Below are 22,194 nucleotides of genomic sequence, written 5' to 3'. Positions count from 1 at the left end.
GGAGCGGGCGACGGCGAGCTAAAGCAGGACATCCTTCGACACGCCCCGCCGCTTGATGATGCGGCGCAACTGACCAAGGGCTTCGAGCTGGATCTGACGGACCCGTTCGCGGGTCAGTTCGAGGCTGTCGGCCAGCTCCTCGAGGGTCTGCACCTCGCACTCGTCGATGCCGTAGCGATGGCGGATGACCATGCGCTGCTTTTCGTTCAGCTGGTTGATCCAGTCCCGCACCAGGTTACCCACTTCGAGATCGTGGATCTGGACATCGGGCGTATCGGCGGAATCATCGGCAAGGGATTCGCCGATGGACAGGCTGGGATCGATATCCAGCGGTGCGTCGAGGGACGCGGTGTGCTCGTTGAGGGCGAGGATGGCACGCACATCGGCCACCGAACGATCAAGCCGGCGGGCCACGTCTTCGATGCTGGTATCGCCGTTGCTGGCAGCTTCAAGCTGACGCTGGCAGCGCAGCACCTGGTTGAGCTCCTTCACCACGTGCACCGGCAGGCGGATGGTGCGCGACTGGTTCATGATCGCCCGCTCGATATTCTGGCGAATCCACCACGTGGCATAGGTGGAAAAACGGAAGCCGCGTTCCGGATCGAACTTTTCGAGGGCGTGGATCAGACCCAGATTGCCCTCCTCGACGAGGTCGAGAAGCGGTATGCCACGATTGAGATAATGCTTGGCAATATTGACGACGAGGCGCAGGTTGCGCTCGATCATCTTCTGGCGCGCCGCAAAATTGCCTTCGCGAACCTTGCGTGACAGGGCCAGCTCTTCTTCGGCGGTCAGCAGCGGGTTGGCGCCGATTTCGTTCAGATAAAGCTGGGTGACATCACCGAGAAAGTCGGAATCGACCGAGGGTGCCGGCGCTTCGAGGAAAACCTCGACCTCCGGGGGCAGGTCCGGTTCGGTGCTATCCAGTTCTTCAGGCGCTGCCGGTTCGTACATGAAGCCCTCTCTGCGTTATCGGAACAATACAGGCGGGCCGGTAAGGCACCGCGCCTTTCCGGACTTTACTCATCACCCCCTGCCACGGGGTGTCCGGTGTGTTACTGATTTTATTCCAGCACCGCACCGCATCATCCGCCCCCCGAAACTCAGCGGGACGGCAGGTACTTGCCCGGATCGACCGGCTTGCCCTGCCTGCGAATCTCGAAGTGCAGCTTGGGACGGTCACTGTCCGTATCGCCCAGCTCGGCGATCTTCTGGCCCTTGCTCACCGCCTGGCCTTCCTTGACCAGCAGGCTCTGGTTGTGGGCGTAGGCACTGAGAAAACTGTTGTCGTGTTTGACGATCACGAGTTTGCCATATCCGCGCAGACCCGTACCGGCATAAACAACCCTGCCGCCAGCGGCAGCCAGCACCGGGTCGCCCGGCTTGCCGGAGAGGTCGACACCCTTGCTGGAGGTTTCGTTGAAACCGGCAATGACCTTGCCGGAAGCCGGCCAGCCCCACTCGATCTTGTCGTCGCCGTTTGCAGGCTTCGCGGGCTCGGTCTTGACGGGCTCGGCCTTCGCGTCAGGCTTGGCCACGATCTTGCCGTCGGCTTTCGCATCGGGCTTCACATCGGGCTTGGGTTCGGATTTCGGCTCGGGCTTGAGTTCCGGCTTCGGCTCCACCTTGGCCACCACCACCGGCGCCTCGGGCTTCTGGGCCTGAGCCCAGGCCTGCTCGGAATACGGCAGTTTGCCGCCCCTGGGCTCGCGACGCAGCCCGTCGGCCGGCACCGCAACCGCCACGCTGCCTGGCTGCACCACCGGACGCACTTCAACGCCCGAGTTGCCATTTACCGGCCGTGCAACAGCCCGGGATTCGGGCGGGCGAACGCGCAGTTCCTGCCCGACCTCAATCAGGTTGGGGTTCTCCAGCCCGCTCCAGGTGGCGATGTCGCGGTAGCTCTGGCCCTGGTCAAGCGCGATGCGGATGAGTGTGTCGCCAGGCTTGACGATGTAGTAGCCGGGACGCGCAACGCGCGGCGGCTCGGCCGGAGCGTCTGCCTGCGCCGGGGCGCCGGGACGAACCCGCTCGCTGACCGGGGCGGGCGACTTGGTGACACAACCGGCCACGGAAAGGGCGATCAGGACGCTGGCGAGGCTGAAACGGGACAACATCATTCGTTAGGGGTCAATCATTCAGTGCCGGGCAACAGCGGCACGAAGCGCACTGCACTCAGGCGTGTTTCTCGGAAGCCGCGGGGCGTGCGCTCTATGAGCACGAGATGCTGCTCCGCGGTGCCCACCGGAAGGATCAGCCGCCCGCCTTCGGCGAGTTGTTCGGTCAGTGCGGGGGGCACCTTGGGCGCAGCCGCAGCAACAATGATCGTATCGAAAGGCGCCGCTTCCGGCAGGCCAACGCTACCGTCAGCATGTTTCAGGCGCACGTTGGGAAGTCGCAGGTGGCGCAGATTGGCCCGGGCCCGGTCGAGCAGCGGGCGGAGGCGCTCGACCGAATACACCTCGGTGGCCACATGGGACAGCACCGCGGCCTGGTAGCCACAGCCGGTGCCCACCTCGAGCGTCTTGCCGAGTTCGCGGCCGGCGCGCAGCAGTTCAATCATCCGCGCCACAACGAAGGGCTGGGAGATGGTCTGCTGCAGGCCGAGCGGCAAAGCCGTGTCTTCGTAGGCGCGCGAGGCCAGGGCCTCCTCGACGAACAGCTGGCGCGGCACCGCCATCATGGCGGCAAGCACCCGCTCGTCACGCACGCCCTGCTCGCGCAGGCGCTCGATCATTCGCGCCCGGGCCCGCTGGCAGCTTGCAAGGGCCGTCCGCAGAACCTCGCTGGTCATTGGGCGAGCCAGTCCCGAATGCCGGCGATCTGGCCGACGTGGGTCAGGTCGATCTGCAGCGGCGTGACCGACACGTAGCCGTTGGCCACCGCATGAAAATCAGTACCCTCACCGGCATCCTGCGCGCCGCCGGCCGCGCCGACCCAATAAACGGTTTCGTTGCGCGGCGTCGTGGACTTGATCACCGGCTCGGCCTTGTGGCGCTTGCCGAGGCGGGTCACCCGGATGCCCTTGATCTGGTCGAAGGGCAGGTCGGGCACATTGACGTTGAGCAGCGTGGGCTGGCGTACCGGATCGCGCTGATAACGCTCGACCAGCTCGCGGGCGATACGCGCTGCGCCGGAAAAATCGGACGCACCCTTGGCAACCAGGGAAATCGCGATGGCCGGCACACCGAGCAGAAAACCTTCGGTGGCCGCAGCGACGGTGCCCGAGTAGATCGTGTCGTCGCCCATGTTGGCACCATGGTTGATGCCCGACACCACCATGTCCGGCAACTCGTCGAGCATGCCGGTGACAGCCAGATGCACGCAATCGGTGGGGGTGCCATTGACGTAGTGAAAACCGCTGGCCGCCCTGCGCAGCGACAGCGGACGATCGAGCGTGAGCGAATTGCTCGCGCCGCTGCGGTCACGCTCCGGCGCCACTACATCGATCTTGGCCACATCGGAGAGGGCGGCAGCAAGGGCCTGAAGACCGGGGGCAAAATAACCGTCGTCGTTGCTCAGCAGAATACGCATGGGGGAACCGGAATCAGGCTTTGCGGGAAAGGATGCAGGCTCGCGAAACGCGCATCCCGAACTGGGCAAGACCCGGTTTGACGGCAGCGTGCGGAAGACCTTGAACAGTCGCTGAGTTTAGCAGAGTCGGCTTGGCGCCTGCTAGGCGCAAACCGCGGCAGCAAGCCCGCCGACGCAATACGAAACGATCCGGCAGGAATGCGGTCTGCAGCGAAGCCGCTCCGACGGAAAAATAATCTGCCGCCTGCGTAATTTCCGGGCCGCTGTATCGTCTACCGCTAAAGCACACACTTTACTGGACTCGCCGCCATGCTGATCCGCTCCCCTGCCGACATCCTGCCCTCCGAGATCACCGCCCCGGACGTCTACCGGGCACGCCGCCGCTTCATCGCCCAGGCAGGCGGCCTGGCACTCGCCACCGCGCTGCCGGCCGGCCATGCCCACGCGGCCCTCGGCCCGCTCGTGGCCAGCCCGCTGAGCACCGCCGAAGGCCAGACTTCACGCAAGGCCGTTACCACTTACAACAACTTCTACGAACTCGGTACCGACAAATCCGACCCGGCCGAGAACACCCATCGCCTCAAACCTGCGCCATGGCAGCTTCGCATCGAGGGCCTGGTCAACAAGCCGCGCACCTTCGGTATCGAGGAAATCCTCAAGCTCGCCCCGCTCGAAGAACGCATCTACCGCATGCGCTGCGTCGAGGGCTGGTCGATGGTCATTCCGTGGGTCGGCATTCCGCTGGCCACGCTGCTCAAACAGGCCGATCCGCAGGGCAGCGCCAAATACGTGGAATTCGTTTCCCACTACGACAAGACCACCATGACCCGTGGTGTGCTCGACTGGCCCTACACCGAAGGCCTGCGCCTCGACGAAGCCCGCCACCCGCTCACGCTCCTTGCCGTCGGCCTTTACGGCGACGTGCTGCCGGTGCAGAACGGCGCGCCGGTGCGCCTGGTCGTGCCGTGGAAATACGGTTTCAAGAGCGGCAAATCCATCGTTGCCATCCGCCTCCTGGAAAAACAGCCCGTCACCGCCTGGATGAAGGCCGGCCCGTCGGAGTACGGTTTCTACTCCAACGTCAATCCGGACGTGGACCACCCGCGCTGGAGCCAGGCCACCGAACGTCGCATCGGTGAATTCACCAAGCGCAAAACCCTGATGTACAACGGCTACGCCGACCAGGTCGCCGCGATGTATTCCGGCATGGATCTACGCCGCTTCTTCTGATTACCCGCCCCTGCCATGACACCCAGCTCCCCGCAACTGTCCGCCATCAAGAGCGCGCTCTTCCTCGTCTGCCTGATTCCCGCATTTTTGTTGTGGCGCGGCTTCGAACTCGACACCCTCGGCGCCAATCCCATCGAGACGATCACCCGCAGCCTGGGCGAATGGACCCTGCGCTTCCTGCTGATCACCCTCACCGTAACGCCGCTGCGCAAATACACCGGCTGGCACTGGCTCATCCGCCTGCGCCGCATGCTCGGCCTGTTCACTTTCGCCTACGGCGTCAGCCATCTGCTCACCTATGTCTGGCTCGACCAGTTCTTCGACTGGGAGGCGATTGCCAGGGACATCATCAAGCGCCCCTTCATCACCGTCGGCTTCGCCGCGCTGATGCTAATGCTTCCGCTGGCCGTCACGTCCAGCAACTACGCCATCCGCAAACTCGGCGGACGCCGCTGGCAAAGCCTGCACCGCGCGATCTACCCCATCGCGATCCTCGGCTGCGTGCACTTCTGGTGGCTGGTAAAGAAGGACGTGACCTGGCCGCTGGTCTATACGGTCATCACCGTGGCGCTGCTCGGAATTCGGGCCTGGTGGCGCGAACAGGAACGACGGAAGCAGCTTGCCGGCGGCTACCTGCCCAAACCGAAGTTCGAAGGCAAGGTGATCAAGATATTCGCGAAGTGAGACGAAAACGGAAAGATCCCGGATGCGATTAGAATCGCGGTTCAAAAAATCCGGGATAGCCAGCCTGTCCATCACTCCCCATGCGCTACCAAGGCAAACTCACCCAATGGAACGACGACAAAGGCTTCGGCTTCATCACTCCGAACGGAGGCAGTGAGCGGGTTTTTGTGCATATCAAGTCCTTCCCGTCGCGCCACCGGCGGCCAGCCGAAAATGTGCTGCTGACCTACGAATTACAACTCGACACCAACGGCCGGGCGCGCGCAGGGAATGTCGCCTTTGCAGGAGCAGCCAGGCCTGCGGCGGCGGCGCAGCAGGGCGACAGCGCGCTGCCGATGGTATTGCTCGGGGTTTTCGTCCTTGCACTCGCCGCGGCCTGCGTACGCGGCGCATTGCCATTCGCGGTGCTCGGCTTTTACGCCGTCGCCAGCGTCCTCGCCTTCGTCATGTACCTCTGGGACAAAATTTCCGCCGAGAGCGGCAGATGGCGGACACCCGAGAACACCCTGCACCTGTTTGCACTGATCGGCGGTTGGCCGGGGGCGCTGCTGGCGCAGCGCAGGTATCGCCACAAAACCCGCAAGGTTTCATTCCGGCGGGTGTTCTGGATGACGGTGGCACTCAACTGCGCGGCTCTCGGTGTGATTGCCAGAGCAGGTCTGCACACCGTTTTCGGCGGGGCCTGACACGCGGGCCAGGCCCGCTCCTCAAGTTCAGCCCTTAGTCCGGATCGCCGATTTCGGCCGAAACGCCTTGACCACCGCGTCGTTCGTTTCCACGTAAGGCCCGCCGATGAGGTCGATGCAGTAAGGCACGGCGGCAAAGATGCCGGGCACCTTCTGATTGCCGTCGGCGTCCTTCAAGCCTTCCAGCGTTTCGGCGATGGCCTTGGGCTGGCCGGGCAGGTTGAGGATCAAGGATTGGCCGCGGATCACGCCCACCTGCCGCGACAGGATCGCGGTGGGCACAAAAGCCAGGCTGATCTGGCGCATCTGTTCACCAAAACCGGGCATCACCTTGTGTGCCACGGCCAGCGTGGCTTCGGGTGTCACGTCGCGCGGCGCCGGGCCGGTGCCGCCGGTGGTGAGCACCAGGTTGCAGCCGGCCACATCGCACAGTTCGATCAACGTAGCCTCGATGTCCGCCTGTTCATCGGGAATCAGGCGGGTTTCCATGATCCACGGCGACGCCAGGGCCTTGCCGAACCACGCCTGCAGGGCCGGAATGCCCTTGTCTTCATACACGCCGCTGGAAGCGCGGTCGCTGATGGAAACAAGGCCGATCCTCAGGGTTTCGCTCATGCCTCGTCCCCAGCTTCGTCTTCCTCGTCGAAGGCCCCGGAACCCGCTGCGGCGCCGCCTTCCTCCAGTTCGCGCAGCACGCGGAACAATTCGCGATAGGCGCGCGGCGGCTTGTTGGCTTCTTTTTCCTTGATCGCGTTGCGACGCAGCACGCGAAGCTGTTGCAGGTCGACGCCCGGATGGGCTTCGGCGATGCCGTGCAGCGTCTTCTCGTCTTCGATCAGTTTGGTGCGCAGGGCCTCGAGCTTGTGCATCCTGGCCGTCTCGACCGCCGAAACACCCTTGAAGGCGTCCAGCGCAGCGCGAACCGGTTCGGGATCGACGTTGCGCATCAACTTGCCGATGTACTGAAGTTGTCGGCGCTTGGCCTCGTGGGCTGTGAAACGCTGGTAATCCTTGACCGCATCGCGAAGATCCTCGTCGATGGGCACCTTGGCCAGCCGCTCCTTGCCAAGTTCGGCCAGTTCGCGGCCGAGATCCTGCAGGGCGGTGCTGTCGCGCTTGAGTTGCGACTTGCTGGGACCATCGTATTCTTCGTCTGGGGAGTATTTGTGCTTGGCCATCTGGGCGCGTGAAGTGCTCTGTGAGGGTAAGATTATAGCCTTTAGCCCAGCCTCAACCCGGAAAGCCATGGCCGACACCCGTTTTAGCTTCACTCAGGACAAACTCAAGACCATCGCCGAGGACATTCTCAATTTCGCCAGAAAGCGCGGCGCGACATCCTGCGAGGTCGATGTCTCCGAGGGCTTCGGCCAGTCCGTCAGCGTCCGCCGCGACGAGGTGGACACCATCGAATACAACCGCGACAAGGGCGTTGGCGTCACCATCTACGACGGCCAGAAGCGCGGCTACGCCAGCACTTCCGATTTCTCGAAAAACGCCCTCAAGGCCACCGTCGACGCAGCCGTGTCGATCGCCCGCTTCACCGCCCCCGACCCCGCCGCCGGCCTGCCCGACGAAGCGCTGCTGGCCAGGGAGTTCCCCGATTTCGATCTGTACCACCCGTGGAAAATCCCGGTCGAGGAAGCCATCGAAATCGCCCGTCGCTGCGAGCAGGCAGCCTTTGCGGTAAGCCCCGAGATCCGCAACTCGGAAGGGGCCAGCATCTCGATGCAGGAATCCCACTTCATCTCGGCCAACAGCCTCGGCTTCATGGGCGGCTACGCCAGCTCGCGGCACTACCTGTCGTGCTCGGTGATCGCCGGCGAAGGCGACGACATGCAGCGGGACGACTGGTACACCACCAAGCGCGACCCCTCCGAACTGGCCCCCGCCGACGAAATCGGCACCTTTGCCGCCCGTCGCGCCCTGGCCCGCCTCGGCGCCCGGCAGATTCCCACCTGCGAAGTGCCGGTGCTTTTCGAAGCCCCGCTGGCTGCAGGCCTGATCGGCGCGTTCGTGCATGCGGTCAGCGGCGGCGCCCTGTACCGCAAATCCACCTTCCTGATGGACAGCCTGGGCAAGCCGGTTTTCCGCCCGCACATCCAGATTTCCGAACGTCCGCATCTGGCCAAGGCCTTCGCCAGCAGCCCCTTCGACGACGACGGCGTGGCCACGAAAGACCGCGAGATCATCATCGACGGCGTGCTGCAGGGGTATTTCCTCAGCACCTACTCGGCCCGCAAGCTCGGCATGACGACCACCGGCAATGCCGGCGGCAGCCACAACCTGCTGGTCAAGCCCGGCCAGCACGATCTCAACGGCCTGCTCAAACAGATGGACCGCGGCCTGCTCGTCACCGAGCTGCTCGGCCACGGTGTCAATTACGTCACCGGCGACTACTCCCGCGGTGCGGCCGGCTTCTGGGTCGAAAACGGCATCATCCAGTACCCGGTGCACGAGATCACCATCGCCGGCAACCTGAAGGACATGCTGATGGGCATCCAGGAAATCGGCTCCGATGTGCTGGTGCGCGGCTCCAAGCACTGTGGCTCGATTCTCGTCGACCGCATGACCGTCGCCGGCGCCTGAGCCCGGCGGATCCAGCCCGAATGATTCGCTTTACCGTTCGTCAAACAGAAAGAAGAGGAAACATCATGGAAAGGCGTTCCTTCCTGAAACAGGCCGGCGCTGGTATTGCCGTTGGCGCCGCGGCCGCTCCGGCCCTGGCCAGCGAACTGCCCACCATCAAGTGGCGTCTGGCTTCAAGCTTCCCGAAAACCCTGGACGCCATCTTCGGCGCCTCCGAAACCGTCGCCAAGCGCGTGGCTGCAGCCACAGGCGGCAAATTCCAGATCAGCCTCTTCGCCGCCGGCGAGATCGTACCCAGCCCCGGCGTGCTCGATGCGGTCAAGGACGGCACCGTCGAATGCGGCCATACGGCGTCCTACTACTTCATCGGCAAGGATCCCACCTTCGCCTTCGATACCGCCATCCCCTTCGGCCTCAACAGCCGCCAGCACAGCGCCTGGCTGCTGAGCGGCGGCGGACTTGAGCTGATGCGCGAATTCCTCAAGGATTACAACATCTACAACATTCCCTGTGGCAACACCGGCACCCAGATGGGCGGCTGGTTCCGCAAGGAGATCAAGACCGTTGAAGACCTCAGGGGCCTCAAGTTCCGTATCGGCGGCTTTGCCGGTCAGGTGCTCGCCAAGCTAGGCGTCGTTCCTCAGCAAATCCCCGCGGGCGACATTTACCCCTCGCTCGAAAAAGGCACCATCGACGCCGCCGAATGGGTCTCGCCCTACGACGACCAGAAGCTCGGCTTCAACCGCGTCGCCAAGTTCTACTACTACCCGGGTTTCTGGGAAGGCGGCGCCCAGCTCTCCATGTACATCAACGCCAAGAAGTTTGCCGAGCTGCCCAAGGAATACCAGACCATCCTGGAAGACGCCTGCCTGTATGCCCACGCCGAAATGCAGGCCCGTTACGATGCACGCAACCCCACGGCACTCAAGCAGCTGATCGGCGCCGGCACCCAACTGCGCCCCTTCCCCAATGACGTGATGAACGCAGCCTACAAGGCCAGCAACGAAATCTACGAAGAAACCGCGGCCAAGAACGCGAAGTTCAAGAAGATTTACGATCACTGGAGAAAATTCCGCGACGAAGAACTGCAATGGTTTGCCGTGGCCGAAAACCGCTTCGACAACTTCATGCAGGCCGCACGCCACAACGCCGCACGCGCCAAGAAGTAATCATCGAAACAGCCCCGCCGGGCAAACCCCGGCGGGACCGGCATGAGCACCCGTATCAAGCATCGTTTTTTCCGCAAAGCAGCATAGGGTTTTCCGTAATGTCAGGGCTCCCCGGGCCTCATCAATAATCGATTCAACTTTCGCAGCGCAATAAAAAGGAGACAAAGTGGAACGACGTTCATTTCTGAAAAAAGCCAGCGCCGGCGTTGCTGCCGGAGTTGTTGCAGCACCTGCACTTGCAGCCGAGTTGCCGACCATCAAATGGCGCCTGGCCTCGAGCTTCCCGAAGAGCCTCGACACCATCTTCGGCGGCGCCGACGTGGTAGCCAAGCGCGTAGCCGCAGCCACGGGCGGCAAGTTCCAGATCCAGGTCTTCGCGGCTGGTGAAATCGTTCCGGGCCCCGGCGTGATGGATGCCGTCAAGGATGGCACCGTCGAATGCGGCCACACCTGCTCCTACTATTTTGTCGGCAAAGATCCCACCTTCGCTCTCGACACCGCCATTCCGTTCGGCCTCAACAGCCGCCAGCAAACGGCCTGGATGATGGACGGCGGCGGCCTCGAGCTGTTCCGCGAGTTCTTCAAGGAATACAACATCTACAACATCCCCTGCGGAAATACGGGCGCCCAGATGGGCGGCTGGTTCCGCAAGGAAATCAAGACCGTTGAAGACCTGCAGGGCCTCAAGTTCCGCTGCGGCGGCTTTGCCGGGCAGGTGCTCGCCAAACTCGGCGTCGTGCCCCAGCAAATTCCGGGCGGCGACATTTACCCGGCGCTCGAAAAAGGCACCATCGACGCCGCCGAATGGATCGGCCCCTACGACGACCAGAAGCTCGGCTTCAATAAGGTTGCCAAGTACTACTACTACCCGGGTTTCTGGGAAGGCGGCCCGCAGATCTCCCTGTATGTAAACCAGAAGCAGTGGGCCTCCCTCCCGAAGGAATACCAGACCATCCTGGAAGATGCCTGCCTCTACGCCCACGCCGAAATGCAGGCCCGCTACGACGCCAAAAACCCGAACGCCCTCAAGCAACTCGTCGGGTCCGGCACCCAGCTGCGCCCCTTCCCGAACGACGTCATGGCTGCCGCCTACAAGGCCGCCCATGAGCTCTACGAAGAAACCGCGGCCAAGAACCCCAAGTTCAAGAAGATCTACGAACCCTGGAAGAAATTCCGCGAAGACCAGCTGCAATGGTTCGCCGTAGCCGAAAACCGCTACGACAACTTCATGCAACAGGCAAACCGCAACGCCAAGGCCGCCAAGAAATAAGCCCGTCAGCCCCGGCACCGAAGAGCCGCGCCTCGCGCGGCTCTTTTTCTTTGTGAAGGTTTTTTGAGACCATTCGCTTCCCGCCCCCAAAACCCAGCGCCAGCCATGATTGCCGCTCTCGCCACCCTCCTCGCTTTCCAGCTCGCCGGCGAAGCCCTGCGCGTTGCCCTTCACCTGCCGGTTCCCGGCCCGGTCATCGGCATGGCGCTCCTGCTCGTCTGGCTGATCATCCGCCGGGGGCCGGGCGAGCCCCTGCGCCATACATCGGGCACCCTGCTGCAGAACCTCTCGCTGATGTTCGTGCCGGCCGGCACCGGTGTCATGCTCCACGTGGGCCGGCTCGCCGATGAAGCCTGGCCGATCGCCATCGCCCTCGTGGCCAGCACCGTGCTCGGCATTGTTGCCGCCGGCCTCACGCTGCACCGGCTCACCCGCCACAAGAAGGACGCGCAATGACGCCCGACAGCATGACGGAAATCTGGGTTTACCTCTCCGCCCAGCCCCTGCTGTGGCTGACCCTCACCCTGGCGATCTACCTGCTGGCCGTATTCCTGCACCGCAAGTCCGGCGGGCATCCGGCAGTCAATCCGGTGCTGATCTCGGTGAGCATCCTGGTCGCCCTGCTGCTGGCCACCGGCACGCCCTACCAGCGCTATTTCGACGGCGCCCAGTTCGTGCATTTCCTGCTCGGGCCGACCACCGTCGCCCTCGCCGTGCCACTGCACGCCCAGCTCAAGCGGCTCCTCGCCATGAGCGGGCCGCTCATCGTCGCGCTCGTGGTCGGTTCCCTCGTCGCGGGGCTGTCGGCCTATGCCATCGGCGCATGGCTGGGCGCAAGCGCCCCGACCCTGGCCTCACTGGCCCCCAAGTCAGTCACCACCCCCATCGCAATGGGCATTGCCGAACGCCTCGGCGGGCTGGCATCGCTCACGGCGGTGTTCGTCATCCTCACCGGAATCTTCGGTGCCATATTCGCCACCGGCATCCTTCGGTGCCTCGGCGTGAAGGATGAAGCCAGCGTCGGCTTTGCCATGGGGCTCGCCTCCCACGGCATCGGCACCGCCCGGGCCTTTCAACTCAGCGAACAAACCGGCGCGTTTGCCGCGCTGGCGATGGGCATCAACGGCCTGTTCACCGCCCTCACCCTGCCCTGGCTGCTGCCCCTGCTGGCCCCGCTGCTCAGGTAGCCCATACCGGTCAGGTAACCCCCCAGTTTGTGACCACCCGCAAGGGCACTGATAATCGGAGCCCTTGCCTCATCTGCAGTAAGCCTCCCATGGACTTGTTGATCGACGTAATCCTGCGAGCCGGCCGTTCAGCGGTCGAGCTATCGTTTTTTGTGCTGCTGCCGGTGATGGTCGTCATGCTGTCGCTGATGCGCCTGCTCGAAGCCCGCGGCGTGCTCGACTGGGTGGTTGCCCGCCTCGCCCCGGTTCTGCGCCCGCTGGGCCTCACCGGCCTCGGCGGCTTCGCCGCACTGCAGATCAACTTCGTGAGCTTTGCCGCGCCAGTGGCCACGCTGGCCATGATGGACCAGCGCGGCGCCTCGAGCCGCCACATTGCCGCCACGCTGGCCATGGTGATGGCCATGGCCCAGGCCAACGTCTCGATGCCGATGGCGGCCATGGGCCTGCACTTCGGCATCGTCCTCGGCTGGTCGATCGTCGGTGGGCTGGTCGCCGCAGCCGCCACGTATTACATCTTCGGGCGCACGCTCTCCGCCATCGAACACACGGTGGACGAAACCCTCCACCACCCGGTGGCAGAAAACGCCAAGGGCGTGCTCGACGTGATCAACCGGGCCGGCGCCGAAGCCTTCAAGATCGCCGTCGGCTCCATTCCCATGCTGGTCCTGTCGCTCACCGTGGTGCTGGCCCTGCGCCGGCTCGGTGCCCTGGACGCGCTGACAGCCCTGCTCGCTCCGCTGCTGCTGGCCGTCGGCGCCGACCCGGCGCTGATCCTGCCTACCCTCACCAAATTCCTGGCAGGCGGCACCGCGATGATGGGTGTCATGGACGAAATGCTGCGTGCCGGCACGGCCACCCCAGCCACCCTCAACGGCGCCAGCGCCGGCCTGCTGATCCACCCCCTCGATCTCCCCGGCGTTGCCGTGCTGCTCTCCGCCGGTCGGCGCGTCGCCGATGTCTGGAAGCCGGCCGCCTGCGGCGCCGTGGTCGGGCTCATCGTCCGCATGGCCGGACACATGCTGATCGGCTGACCAGAAAGCTCCCATGCGCCCCGACCACACCCACGCCAGCCCAAGCCGCCAGTACAAGTACTACGAATTCGTGATGGCGGCCTTCGTCGCCGTCTATCTGTGCTCCAACCTGATCGGCCCCGCCAAGGCCGCCCAGCTCGATCTACCCGGCTGGGGCCCCGTCACCTTTGGCGCTGGCGTGCTGTTCTTCCCCGTCTCCTATATTTTTGGTGACATCCTCACCGAGGTGTACGGCTACGCCCGCGCCCGGCGGGTGATCTGGGCCGGCTTCGGCGCCATGGTCTTTGCGTCGGTGATGGCCGCAGTCGTCGTGGCCCTGCCCCCGGCGCCCACCTGGGCCAACCAGCCGGCCTACGAAATCGCCTTCGGCTCCACCTGGCGCATCGTCGGCGCTTCGCTGTGTGCGTTTTTCTGTGGCGAATTCGTCAATTCATTCATCCTCGCCCGGATGAAAATCCGCAGCAACGGACGCCACCTCTGGAAGCGCACCATCGGCTCGACCCTCGTCGGCGAGGGCGTCGACTCACTGCTTTTCTACCCGCTCGCGTTCTGGAATTCCGGGCTCATCCCGAACGAACTGCTGGCCGGCATCATGCTCACCCAGTTCGTTTCCAAGGTTGGCGTCGAAGTGCTGTTCACGCCCCTCACCTACAAGATCGTCGCCGCGCTCAAGCACGCCGAACGCGAAGACCACTACGACGTGGCCACCAACTTCACGCCCTTTTCGATCAAGCTCTAATCCGTTTTTGCTGCAGCGCAGCATTTCACTAGGCGAAATAGGCTCTCCTGGGCTACCATTCCCCACCGCTGACGAACAGGCAGAAACCGTTGTCCACACAAGAACCCGCGAAGAATCCGATCCAGGTCATCGAGCGCATGATGAAGCTGCTCGACGTGCTCGCCGAGCATCCCGATCCGGTTCCCCTCAAGCAACTCGCCACAGAAACCGGCCTGCATCCGTCCACGGCACACCGCATTCTCGGCGCCATGACCGGCAGCGGTTTCGTGGAACGCGGCGAGGCCGGCGTCTATCGCCTGGGCATTCGTCTGCTCGAGTTGGGCAGCATCGTCAAATCACGCATCTCGCTGCGCGAAACCGCCATGCCGGCCATGCTCAAGCTGCATGCCGCCACCGGCGAAAGCGTCAATCTGGGCATCCGTGCCGGTGACGAAATCGTTTACGTCGAACGCACCTCCAGCGGGCGCTCGGCAGTGCGCGTGGTGCACATCGTAGGCGCCCGAGCTCCGCTGCACACCACCGCCACCGGCAAGCTCTTCCTCGTCGAAGACGGCGCCCAGAAGGTCAAGGATTACGCCAGGCGCACCGGCCTGCCCGCCTCCACGCCAACCTCGCTCACCACCCTGCAGGGCCTTGAGAAGGAGCTCGACAAGGTACGCCGCCATGGTGTTGCCTTCGACCTCGACGAAGTCGAAAACGGCGTACGCTGCATCGCTGCCGGCATCCGTGACGACAGCGGCGAGCTGGTGGCCGGGCTGTCCCTCTCGACCCCCTCCGAGCGCTTCGACGCCGACTGGGCACCGCTGATTCGCGAAACGGCAGACGAAATCTCCCACTCCCTCGGCTACATCCAGCCGCCGGCACGCTGAAGCGCAGCCGCAATGAAAAAAGGCGCCGCGTGGCGCCTTTTTTTGTCTCAGCCTAAGCGTACTCAGGTAGCCGGGCCACGAAGGTTCGCGGCAACCTTCTGCTGCACGGCTGCGCTCTCCAGCCAACGCTTGACCCGCTGGGCGTCCGCCACGCGGGTAAAACGTCCGAAGGAATCGAGCAGCACGATGATCATCGGCTTGTTGAGCAGCCAGGCCTGCATCACCAGGCACTTGCCGGACTCATTGATGAAACCGGTCTTGGAGACCCCGATCTGCCAGTCCGGGCTGCTCACCAGTGCGTTGGTGTTGTTGAACTGACGCTGGCGCCCGTTAAGCGACACGACGTAGTTGGCCGTTGTGGAAAACTCGCGGATCAGCGGATAGCGGGACGCCGCCGACACCATCTTGACCAGATCGCGAGCGCTCGACACGTTGGCCGAGTTGAGGCCGGTGCTGTCGGAGAAGCGCGTCTCGCGGAGGCCAAGGGATGTCGCCTTGCGGTTCATGGCCATCACGAAGGCCGGCAAGCCGCCGGGGTAATTACGGGCCAGCGCCGCTGCAGCCCGGTTTTCGGATGACATCAGCGCCAGGCGCAGCATGTCCTCGCGGGACAGCTCGGTACCCACCGGCACGTGCGAGCTGCTGTTGCGCAGGGTATCCACGTCGTCCCCAGCGATGACCAGCGACTCACCCAGGCTGAGGCGCGCATCCAGCACCACCATCGCCGTCATGAGCTTGGTGATGGAGGCGATCGGCAGCACTGCGTCGGAATTTTTTTCGAGCAGCACGTTGCCCGTTGCCTGGTCGGCAATCATGAAGGCGGCCGAGTGCAGCAGCGGGTTGCCCTCCTGGTCGATTTCCGGCCCCACCGCAGCCACGGCGGTGCGCTGAACCAGCGGCGAGGCGTAGGCTACGCGACGGTTTTTCTCCCGCTGGCTGGCCGACTTGCCAGCCCGGGCGACAATCCGGTCTGCCGCGTCGGCACGCTTCCCGGGTTTGGCGGCAGACTTCGCAGCCAGTCTGGCCACAGGCTTGGCCTCGGCAGTTTTTTTGGATGACGGACGCTGCGCAGCAGCAAGAGCGTCGGCGGGTGCCACTGAGCCGAGCACAAAAACGCTCAGCAAGGCGATTACGGTATTACGGATTTTCATCGTATTTCAATATTGAATCAGAAACAGGAAGGGCACGCCCTTCCCAGATAACAAACCTTCGCGATGAAGCACTCTCGCGGACTGGACCGCCTCCCGGCCGATCATCGACTTGCTTGGTCCTGAAGCCCCCTCGGGGTCAAGTCCATCAACGGCAGACTTCTTATTCAAAATAATGGTTTATTTTAAATTTTTGAAGTTTTTTGTGAATGTTTTTTTGTAAGCAGGAGCCCAAGCCTCCGGATGCACCCCGATCGAGGCCTGTCACTGGCCAGCGCCATGCAGGAAGCGCGTCAGTTCGGCCCGCCGGCTCATGGCATCCCGGTAGCCCAACTCCATCAAAGAACGGGTATACCCTCGCTCGAACAAAAGGTAGGAGAGTAACACCGAGCCGTTCTTCCGCGTTGCACCAATCCCGCGTAGAACAAGGCTCAGGGCCCGTGGTAAGGCATTACGATGACGGGCGGCAAGATAGTCCAGTCGTTGCGATGGTGCAATCACCAGGGTTTCGATTTTCTTGAGGGGAATGCCGGCCTCGGCTCGCCGCGACGGCTCGATTGCGTCCACGATGGCGTTGATGCGCTCAAGCCGCTCGAGATCCATGGCCAGACCGTCGAGAAAGATGCTCGACATGGCGTGACCCGCCACCTGGGCCGGTGACGGGTAGGCATCGGAGCGCTGGCGCGCCTCCTCGGAGCGGCGGCCGCCGGCAATCACCAGAATGCGTTCTGCCCCCAGGTGGATCACCGGGCTGATCGGCGCCAACTGGCGCATGGAGCCATCACCGAAATACTCGCGGTTGATGCGCACGGCCGGAAAGACAAACGGAATGGCGCTCGAGGCCAGCAGGTGCTCGACCTTCAGTTCGGTACGCACGCCGATGCGCTGGGCGCGACGCCAGGGCTGCAGCTCTTCGCGCCCCTGGAAGAACGCCAGACTCTCGCCGGAGGTGTAGCCGGACGCTGTCACCGAGACGGCCTGCAGGTGGCCATCGGTAATGGCGCGGCCGATGGCGCTGAAATCGAGCTGGGCTTCGAGGAGTTCTCTCAGCGGGCTGTTGTCGAGCAGCGAATGGGGCGTCTGGCGGGCCAGCCAGCCCAAAAAAATGGCCGACCCCCAGCGCAGCACCGATTCGGTGATCGCCAGCGTGTCGGCCCGATACACGTGATCGACGTGGAAATTTCGCCAGATGAAGGCGAGCTTGCGCACCGCCTCGTTGAAATCGGCCGAGAAGACCGCCAACGCCACCGCGTTGACGGCCCCGGCCGAGGTTCCGCAGATGATGGGAAACGGATTCTCCGGGCGCTTGCCCCACACGTCGCGCACGGCGATGAGCACACCGACCTGATAAGCGGCCCGCGCGCCCCCACCGGTGAGCACCAGTGCTGTCCGTCCTGCTGCCATGCCGCCTCCCCGATCGTTTATTTCAGGAAGTTTAACGGCATGGACAGGCGCGGGCGCAGCCCGTCGGCACGGCTCAGGGCAAAAACAGGCTGCCTTTCCCTTTTAGCGCCCTGCCTCGACGACGGTCAGCGCCGTCATGTTGATGATCCGCCGCACGGTTGCGGTGGGCGTGAGGATATGCACCGGCTTGGCCGAACCGAGCAGGATCGGACCGATGGTCATGCCTTCTCCGGAAGCGGTCTTGAGCAGGTTGAAGGCGATGTTGGCCGCATCCAGGGTCGGGAAGATCAGAAGGTTGGCGTCCTCGCTCATCCTGGCGTTGGGGAAGACCTGTTTGCGGATGCCCGCATCCAGCGCCGCATCGCCGTGCATCTCGCCTTCCACGTCGAGTTCGGGATGCTCGGTGTGCAGCATCACCAGCGCCTTTCTCATCTTGTCGGCGGTCGGCGAGATATCGGTGCCGAAACTGGAATGGGACAAGAGCGCAATGCGCGGCTGGATGCCGAAGCGGCGCACCTCGTCGGCCGCAAGCCGGGTCATCTCGACGACCTGCTCGGGAGTCGGATCGTAATTGACGTAGGTGTCGCACAAAAACACCGTGCGGCCCGGCAGGGTGAGCAGGTTCATCGTGTAGAAGTTGCGCACGCCCTTCTGGCGGCCGAGCACTGTTTCGATGAACTTGAGGTGCAAGCCATGCATGCCGTAGGTGCCGCAGATCATCCCGTCGGCGTAGCCGAACTTGAGCAGCAGCGCGCCCAGCAGGGTCGGGCGGCGACGCACCTCGCGCTTGGCGTAATCCATCGACACGCCCTTGCGCTCCATTTGCGAGTGGTAGTGGCTCCACAGCTGCTCGTAGCGCGGATCGGTGTCGGGGTTGACCATTTCGAAGTCGAGTTCCGGACGCAGACGCAAGCCGAAGCGCTCGATGCTCTCGACCACGACCTCGGGGCGGCCGATCAGGATGGGCCGGCACAGCCCCTCGTCCACCACCGTTTGCACGGCGCGCAGCACGCGCTCGGCCTCGCCCTCCGAGAAGATGATGCGCTTGGGCGCACGCTTGGCCGCCTGGAAGACCGGTTTCATGACCAGGCCGGACTGCCACACGAAGTTGTTGAGCTGCTGGCGGTAGGCCTCGAAATCGGTGATCGGACGCGTCGCCACACCGGACTCCATCGCCGCGCGCGCCACTTCCGGCGCAATCTTGACGATCAGGCGCGGGTCGAAGGGCTTGGGAATGATGTACTCGGGACCAAAGCCGGAGACGTTCTCGCCGTAGGCCGCCGCCACGATGTCCGACGCCTCGGCACGGGCCAGTTCGGCAATCGCCTTCACGGCAGCCAGCTTCATCTGGTCGGTGATGGTGGTGGCGCCCACGTCGAGCGCGCCGCGGAAGATGAACGGGAAGCACAGCACGTTGTTCACCTGGTTCGGGTAATCCGAACGGCCAGTGGCCATCAGCGCGTCGCTGCGCACCTTTTTCACTTCTTCGGGCAGGATTTCCGGCGTCGGGTTGGCCAACGCCATGATCATCGGATTGGGCGCCATTTTGGCAACCATCTCGGGCTTCATCACACCACCCGCCGACAGGCCCAGGAACACGTCGGCGCCCTCGATCACCTCGCCCAGCGTGCGGGCGTCGGTCACCTTGGCGTAACGGTCCTTGATCGGATCCATCAGTTTGGTACGGCCCACATACACCACGCCTTCAAGGTCGGTCACCCAGATGTTCTCGACAGGCACGCCAAGCATCACCAGCAGATCGAGGCAGGCCAGCGCAGCCGCGCCGGCGCCGGAAGTCACCAGCTTGACCGTCGACAGACTCTTGCCCAGCAGATGCAGGCCGTTGAGGATCGCAGCGCCGACGACGATCGCAGTGCCGTGCTGGTCATCATGGAAAACCGGAATCTTCATGCGCTCGCGCAGCTTCTTCTCGATGTAGAAGCACTCCGGCGCCTTGATGTCTTCAAGGTTGATGCCGCCGAAGGTGGGTTCCAGCGCCGCAATCATGTCGATCAGCTTGTCGGCGTCGGGTTCGTCGATTTCCAGGTCGAACACGTCGATGCCGGCAAACTTCTTGAACAGCACGGCCTTGCCTTCCATCACCGGCTTGGCAGCCAGCGGGCCGATGTTGCCCAGGCCCAGCACCGCGGTGCCGTTGGTGACGACGCCAATGAGGTTGCTGCGCGAAGTCAGCGACGCGGCTTCGGCCGGGTCTTCGACAATCGCGTCGCAGGCAGCAGCCACGCCGGGCGAATAGGCCAGCGAAAGATCCTGCTGGTTGGTCAGCGCCTTGGTGGGGGCGATCGAAATCTTGCCCGGCTTGGGCAGGCGGTGGTATTCCAGTGCGGCCTGGCGAATTTGCTCATCCATGCTTTTCTCCCTCTCGTGTGTTGTTGCTGTTCCCGACCCATGATCCTGCCAAAGCGCAATGACGGCAATTCGTGACATCCGCAGCATTTCGGCGTGACGGGTGAATTACGTCACCTTGCGAACCGTGGCATAATTACAGGCTAGCTTCTTTAGGGTTATTCCCGATTGACCCGAACCGGAATGAACCGGCGGCAATCAACCGGCGGCAATCCTATCGACGCCCAATAATACGCGCCGCGCCCTGGAGGCCCAAAGACGCGATTACCCAGCCGGCAAGCTCCCCGCCGGCAAACGTGAAACAACGCATCCGTAACGTCCTGGAGAATCGTCTGATGTCTCAAAGCATTGCCGAAGCCGCCATCGCAGCCGCCCCCGAATACGTCAAGAACCAGAAGCTCAAGCAATGGGTTGCCGAGATCGCTACCCTCACCGAGCCCGATCGCGTGGTCTGGTGTGATGGCTCGCAAGAAGAATACGACCGCCTCTGTGCCGAGATGGTCGATGCCGGGATGCTCATCAAGCTGAACCCGGAAAAGCGCAAGAACTCCTACCTCGCCTGCTCCGACCCGTCCGACGTGGCCCGCGTGGAAGACCGCACCTACATCTGCTGCGCCAACAAGGACGACGCCGGCCCCACCAACAACTGGGAAGACCCGGCCAAGATGCGCAAGACCCTGAACGAACTGTTCAAGGGCTGCATGCACGGCCGCACGCTGTACGTCATTCCGTTCTCGATGGGCCCCCTCGGCTCGCCGATCGCCCACATCGGCGTCGAAATCTCCGACAGCCCCTACGTCGTCACCAACATGCGCGTCATGACCCGCATGGGCAAGGCAGTCTATGACGTGCTCGGCACCGACGGCGAATTCGTCCCCTGCATGCACACGGTTGGCGCCCCGCTGGCCCACGGCGAGAAGGACTCCGCCTGGCCCTGCAACCCGACCGTCAAGTACATCGTCCATTACCCCGAAACCCGCGAGATCTGGTCCTACGGCTCCGGCTACGGCGGCAATGCCCTGCTCGGCAAGAAGTGCTTCGCGCTGCGCATCGCCTCCAACATGGCCCGCGACGAAGGCTGGCTGGCCGAACACATGCTGATCCTCGGCGTGGAAAGCCCCACCGGCGAGAAGACCTACGTCGCCGCCGCCTTCCCGTCCGCCTGCGGCAAGACCAACTTCGCGATGCTGATCCCGCCGCGCTCCTTCGACGGCTGGAAGATCTCCACCGTCGGTGACGACATCGCCTGGATCAAGCCCCGCAAGGAAGCCGACGGCACCACCCGCTTCTACGCCATCAACCCGGAAGCCGGCTTCTTCGGCGTCGCACCGGGCACCTCCGAGAAGACCAACTTCAACGCGCTGGCCACCCTCAAGGAAAACATCATCTTCACCAACGTCGCGCTGACCGACGATGGCGATGTGTGGTGGGAAGGCATGACCAAGGAAGCGCCGGCGCACCTGATCGACTGGCAAGGCAAGGACTGGACCCCGGAGATCGCCAAGGAAACCGGCCGCAAGGCTGCCCACCCGAACTCCCGCTTCACCGCCCCGGCCAGCCAGTGCCCGTCCATCGACCCGAACTGGGAAGATCCGGCCGGCGTGCCGATTTCCGCCTTCATCTTCGGCGGCCGTCGTGCCACCACCGTGCCGCTGGTATACCAGGCCTTCAACTGGAACTACGGCGTCTACATGGCAGCCACCCTCGGCTCCGAAACCACCGCTGCCGCCTTCGGCGCCCAGGGCGTAGTCCGTCGCGATCCGTTCGCCATGCTGCCGTTCTGCGGCTACCACATGGGTGACTACTTCAACCACTGGCTGAAGATGGGTCACACCGTGGATCAGGCGCCCGGCATCTTCTGCGTGAACTGGTTCCGCATGAACGAGAAGGGCGAATTCATGTGGCCCGGCTTCGGCGAGAACATGCGTGTCCTGAAATGGGTTGTCGATCGCGTCCGCGGCCGTGTCCACGCCAAGGAAAACGCCCTCGGCTGGATGCCCCAGTACGAAGACATCGACTGGACCGGCTCCGACGTCACCAAGGAAGAGTTCGAAGCACTCACCAAGATCGATGCCGAAGCCTGGAAGACCGAGCTGGCCGGCCACAAGGAGTGGTTCGAAAAGCTGCAGGATCGTCTGCCCAAGCAATTCATGCTCAAGCGCGAACTGTTCGAACTGGCCATGTCCGTGTAATTGCACCGCGCAGCCGCAAGGCTGCAACGAGCACAAAAAAGCGCCGGACAACCGGCGCTTTTTACGTTAACAACAGACTATCGAAGCACGCAAACGCC

General features: G+C 63.5%; 21 protein-coding genes. 12 read left to right on the top strand and 9 right to left on the bottom strand.

Annotated features, from left to right (window positions below; all coding sequences use genetic code 11):
- Positions 1-18 precede the first annotated feature (18 nt).
- The 4 genes from rpoS to surE all read right to left on the bottom strand — a co-directional run bounded on the left by rpoS (position 19) and on the right by surE (position 3,534).
- Entirely contained in the window at positions 19-954 is a 936-nt protein-coding gene (gene rpoS, locus Q1W26_RS20140) for an RNA polymerase sigma factor RpoS (protein ID WP_300444258.1), read from the bottom strand.
- A gap of 149 nt (positions 955-1,103) precedes the next feature.
- Positions 1,104-2,120, bottom strand: coding sequence for a peptidoglycan DD-metalloendopeptidase family protein (locus tag Q1W26_RS20135; protein ID WP_300444255.1), 1,017 nt, complete (start codon positions 2,118-2,120; stop codon positions 1,104-1,106).
- Positions 2,121-2,134: 14 nt separating this feature from the next.
- Entirely contained in the window at positions 2,135-2,794 is a 660-nt protein-coding gene (locus tag Q1W26_RS20130; protein ID WP_300444252.1) for a protein-L-isoaspartate(D-aspartate) O-methyltransferase, read from the bottom strand.
- Positions 2,791-3,534 (bottom strand): 5'/3'-nucleotidase SurE, encoded by a 744-nt coding sequence (gene surE / locus Q1W26_RS20125; RefSeq protein WP_300444249.1) that lies wholly within the window; start codon positions 3,532-3,534, stop codon positions 2,791-2,793. Before surE ends, Q1W26_RS20130 begins: the two co-directional genes overlap by 4 nt.
- A 309-nt stretch (positions 3,535-3,843) precedes the next feature.
- Here surE and msrP point away from each other — a divergent pair, with 309 nt between their 5' ends.
- The 3 genes from msrP (at position 3,844) to Q1W26_RS20110 (ending at position 6,134) form a co-directional block, all read left to right on the top strand.
- Positions 3,844-4,764, top strand: coding sequence for a protein-methionine-sulfoxide reductase catalytic subunit MsrP (gene msrP, locus Q1W26_RS20120; protein WP_300444246.1), 921 nt, complete (start codon positions 3,844-3,846; stop codon positions 4,762-4,764).
- Between the two features lie 15 nt (positions 4,765-4,779).
- Positions 4,780-5,448 carry a protein-methionine-sulfoxide reductase heme-binding subunit MsrQ gene (locus Q1W26_RS20115; protein WP_300444243.1) on the top strand — a complete coding sequence of 223 codons (669 nt, stop codon included), beginning with the start codon at positions 4,780-4,782 and terminating at the stop codon, positions 5,446-5,448.
- 80 nt (positions 5,449-5,528) lie between these two features.
- Positions 5,529-6,134 (top strand): cold shock and DUF1294 domain-containing protein, encoded by a 606-nt coding sequence (locus Q1W26_RS20110; protein ID WP_300444241.1) that lies wholly within the window; start codon positions 5,529-5,531, stop codon positions 6,132-6,134.
- A gap of 27 nt (positions 6,135-6,161) precedes the next feature.
- On the opposite strand, the gene mog is transcribed toward Q1W26_RS20110, so the two are convergent.
- Both mog and yjgA read right to left on the bottom strand, forming a co-directional pair.
- Positions 6,162-6,749 carry a molybdopterin adenylyltransferase gene (gene mog, locus Q1W26_RS20105; protein ID WP_300444238.1) on the bottom strand — a complete coding sequence of 196 codons (588 nt, stop codon included), beginning with the start codon at positions 6,747-6,749 and terminating at the stop codon, positions 6,162-6,164.
- Entirely contained in the window at positions 6,746-7,312 is a 567-nt protein-coding gene (gene yjgA / locus Q1W26_RS20100; RefSeq protein ID WP_300444235.1) for a ribosome biogenesis factor YjgA, read from the bottom strand. Before yjgA ends, mog begins: the two co-directional genes overlap by 4 nt.
- 67 nt (positions 7,313-7,379) lie before the next feature.
- On the opposite strand from yjgA, the gene pmbA reads away from it, so the two are divergent.
- The 8 genes from pmbA (at position 7,380) to Q1W26_RS20060 (ending at position 14,985) form a co-directional block, all read left to right on the top strand.
- Positions 7,380-8,720, top strand: coding sequence for a metalloprotease PmbA (gene pmbA, locus Q1W26_RS20095; RefSeq protein ID WP_300444224.1), 1,341 nt, complete (start codon positions 7,380-7,382; stop codon positions 8,718-8,720).
- Between the two features lie 65 nt (positions 8,721-8,785).
- A complete protein-coding gene (locus Q1W26_RS20090; protein ID WP_300444221.1) occupies positions 8,786-9,889 on the top strand; it encodes a TRAP transporter substrate-binding protein in 1,104 nt (367 codons plus the stop codon).
- Between the two features lie 166 nt (positions 9,890-10,055).
- Positions 10,056-11,159, top strand: coding sequence for a TRAP transporter substrate-binding protein (locus Q1W26_RS20085; protein WP_300444212.1), 1,104 nt, complete (start codon positions 10,056-10,058; stop codon positions 11,157-11,159).
- A gap of 105 nt (positions 11,160-11,264) precedes the next feature.
- Positions 11,265-11,615 (top strand): CidA/LrgA family protein, encoded by a 351-nt coding sequence (locus Q1W26_RS20080; RefSeq protein ID WP_300444201.1) that lies wholly within the window; start codon positions 11,265-11,267, stop codon positions 11,613-11,615.
- Positions 11,612-12,346 carry an LrgB family protein gene (locus tag Q1W26_RS20075; RefSeq protein WP_300444198.1) on the top strand — a complete coding sequence of 245 codons (735 nt, stop codon included), beginning with the start codon at positions 11,612-11,614 and terminating at the stop codon, positions 12,344-12,346. The genes Q1W26_RS20080 and Q1W26_RS20075 overlap by 4 nt, the downstream gene beginning before the upstream one ends.
- An 89-nt stretch (positions 12,347-12,435) precedes the next feature.
- Positions 12,436-13,377, top strand: a complete 942-nt coding sequence (locus Q1W26_RS20070) for a nucleoside recognition domain-containing protein (RefSeq protein ID WP_300444195.1) — start codon at positions 12,436-12,438, stop codon at positions 13,375-13,377.
- 13 nt (positions 13,378-13,390) lie between these two features.
- The gene (locus Q1W26_RS20065) at positions 13,391-14,116 is read left to right on the top strand and encodes a queuosine precursor transporter (protein ID WP_300444192.1); all 726 of its coding nucleotides are present in this window, start codon (positions 13,391-13,393) and stop codon (positions 14,114-14,116) included.
- Between the two features lie 137 nt (positions 14,117-14,253).
- Positions 14,254-14,985, top strand: coding sequence for an IclR family transcriptional regulator (locus Q1W26_RS20060; protein ID WP_300444346.1), 732 nt, complete (start codon positions 14,254-14,256; stop codon positions 14,983-14,985).
- Between the two features lie 62 nt (positions 14,986-15,047).
- Here the strand turns inward: Q1W26_RS20060 and pbpG are convergent, their stop codons facing one another.
- From pbpG to Q1W26_RS20045, 3 genes are all read right to left on the bottom strand, one after another.
- On the bottom strand, positions 15,048-16,136 hold the full coding sequence (pbpG, locus tag Q1W26_RS20055; RefSeq protein WP_300444190.1) for a D-alanyl-D-alanine endopeptidase: 1,089 nt from the start codon (positions 16,134-16,136) through the stop codon (positions 15,048-15,050).
- Between the two features lie 261 nt (positions 16,137-16,397).
- Entirely contained in the window at positions 16,398-17,537 is a 1,140-nt protein-coding gene (locus Q1W26_RS20050; protein ID WP_300444183.1) for a patatin-like phospholipase family protein, read from the bottom strand.
- Positions 17,538-17,639: 102 nt separating this feature from the next.
- Positions 17,640-19,907, bottom strand: a complete 2,268-nt coding sequence (locus Q1W26_RS20045; RefSeq protein ID WP_300444170.1) for an NADP-dependent malic enzyme — start codon at positions 19,905-19,907, stop codon at positions 17,640-17,642.
- Positions 19,908-20,239: 332 nt separating this feature from the next.
- Between Q1W26_RS20045 and Q1W26_RS20040 the strand changes: the two genes are divergently transcribed.
- Positions 20,240-22,096 (top strand): phosphoenolpyruvate carboxykinase (GTP), encoded by a 1,857-nt coding sequence (locus tag Q1W26_RS20040; protein WP_300444167.1) that lies wholly within the window; start codon positions 20,240-20,242, stop codon positions 22,094-22,096.
- Positions 22,097-22,194 lie beyond the last annotated feature (98 nt).

Origin of the sequence: Zoogloea sp. (assembly GCF_030157465.1) — a bacterium.
Lineage (GTDB): Bacteria > Pseudomonadota > Gammaproteobacteria > Burkholderiales > Rhodocyclaceae > Zoogloea.
The sequence above is the reverse complement of the archived record's forward strand: the minus strand, read 5'-3'. Positions and strand labels throughout refer to the sequence as shown.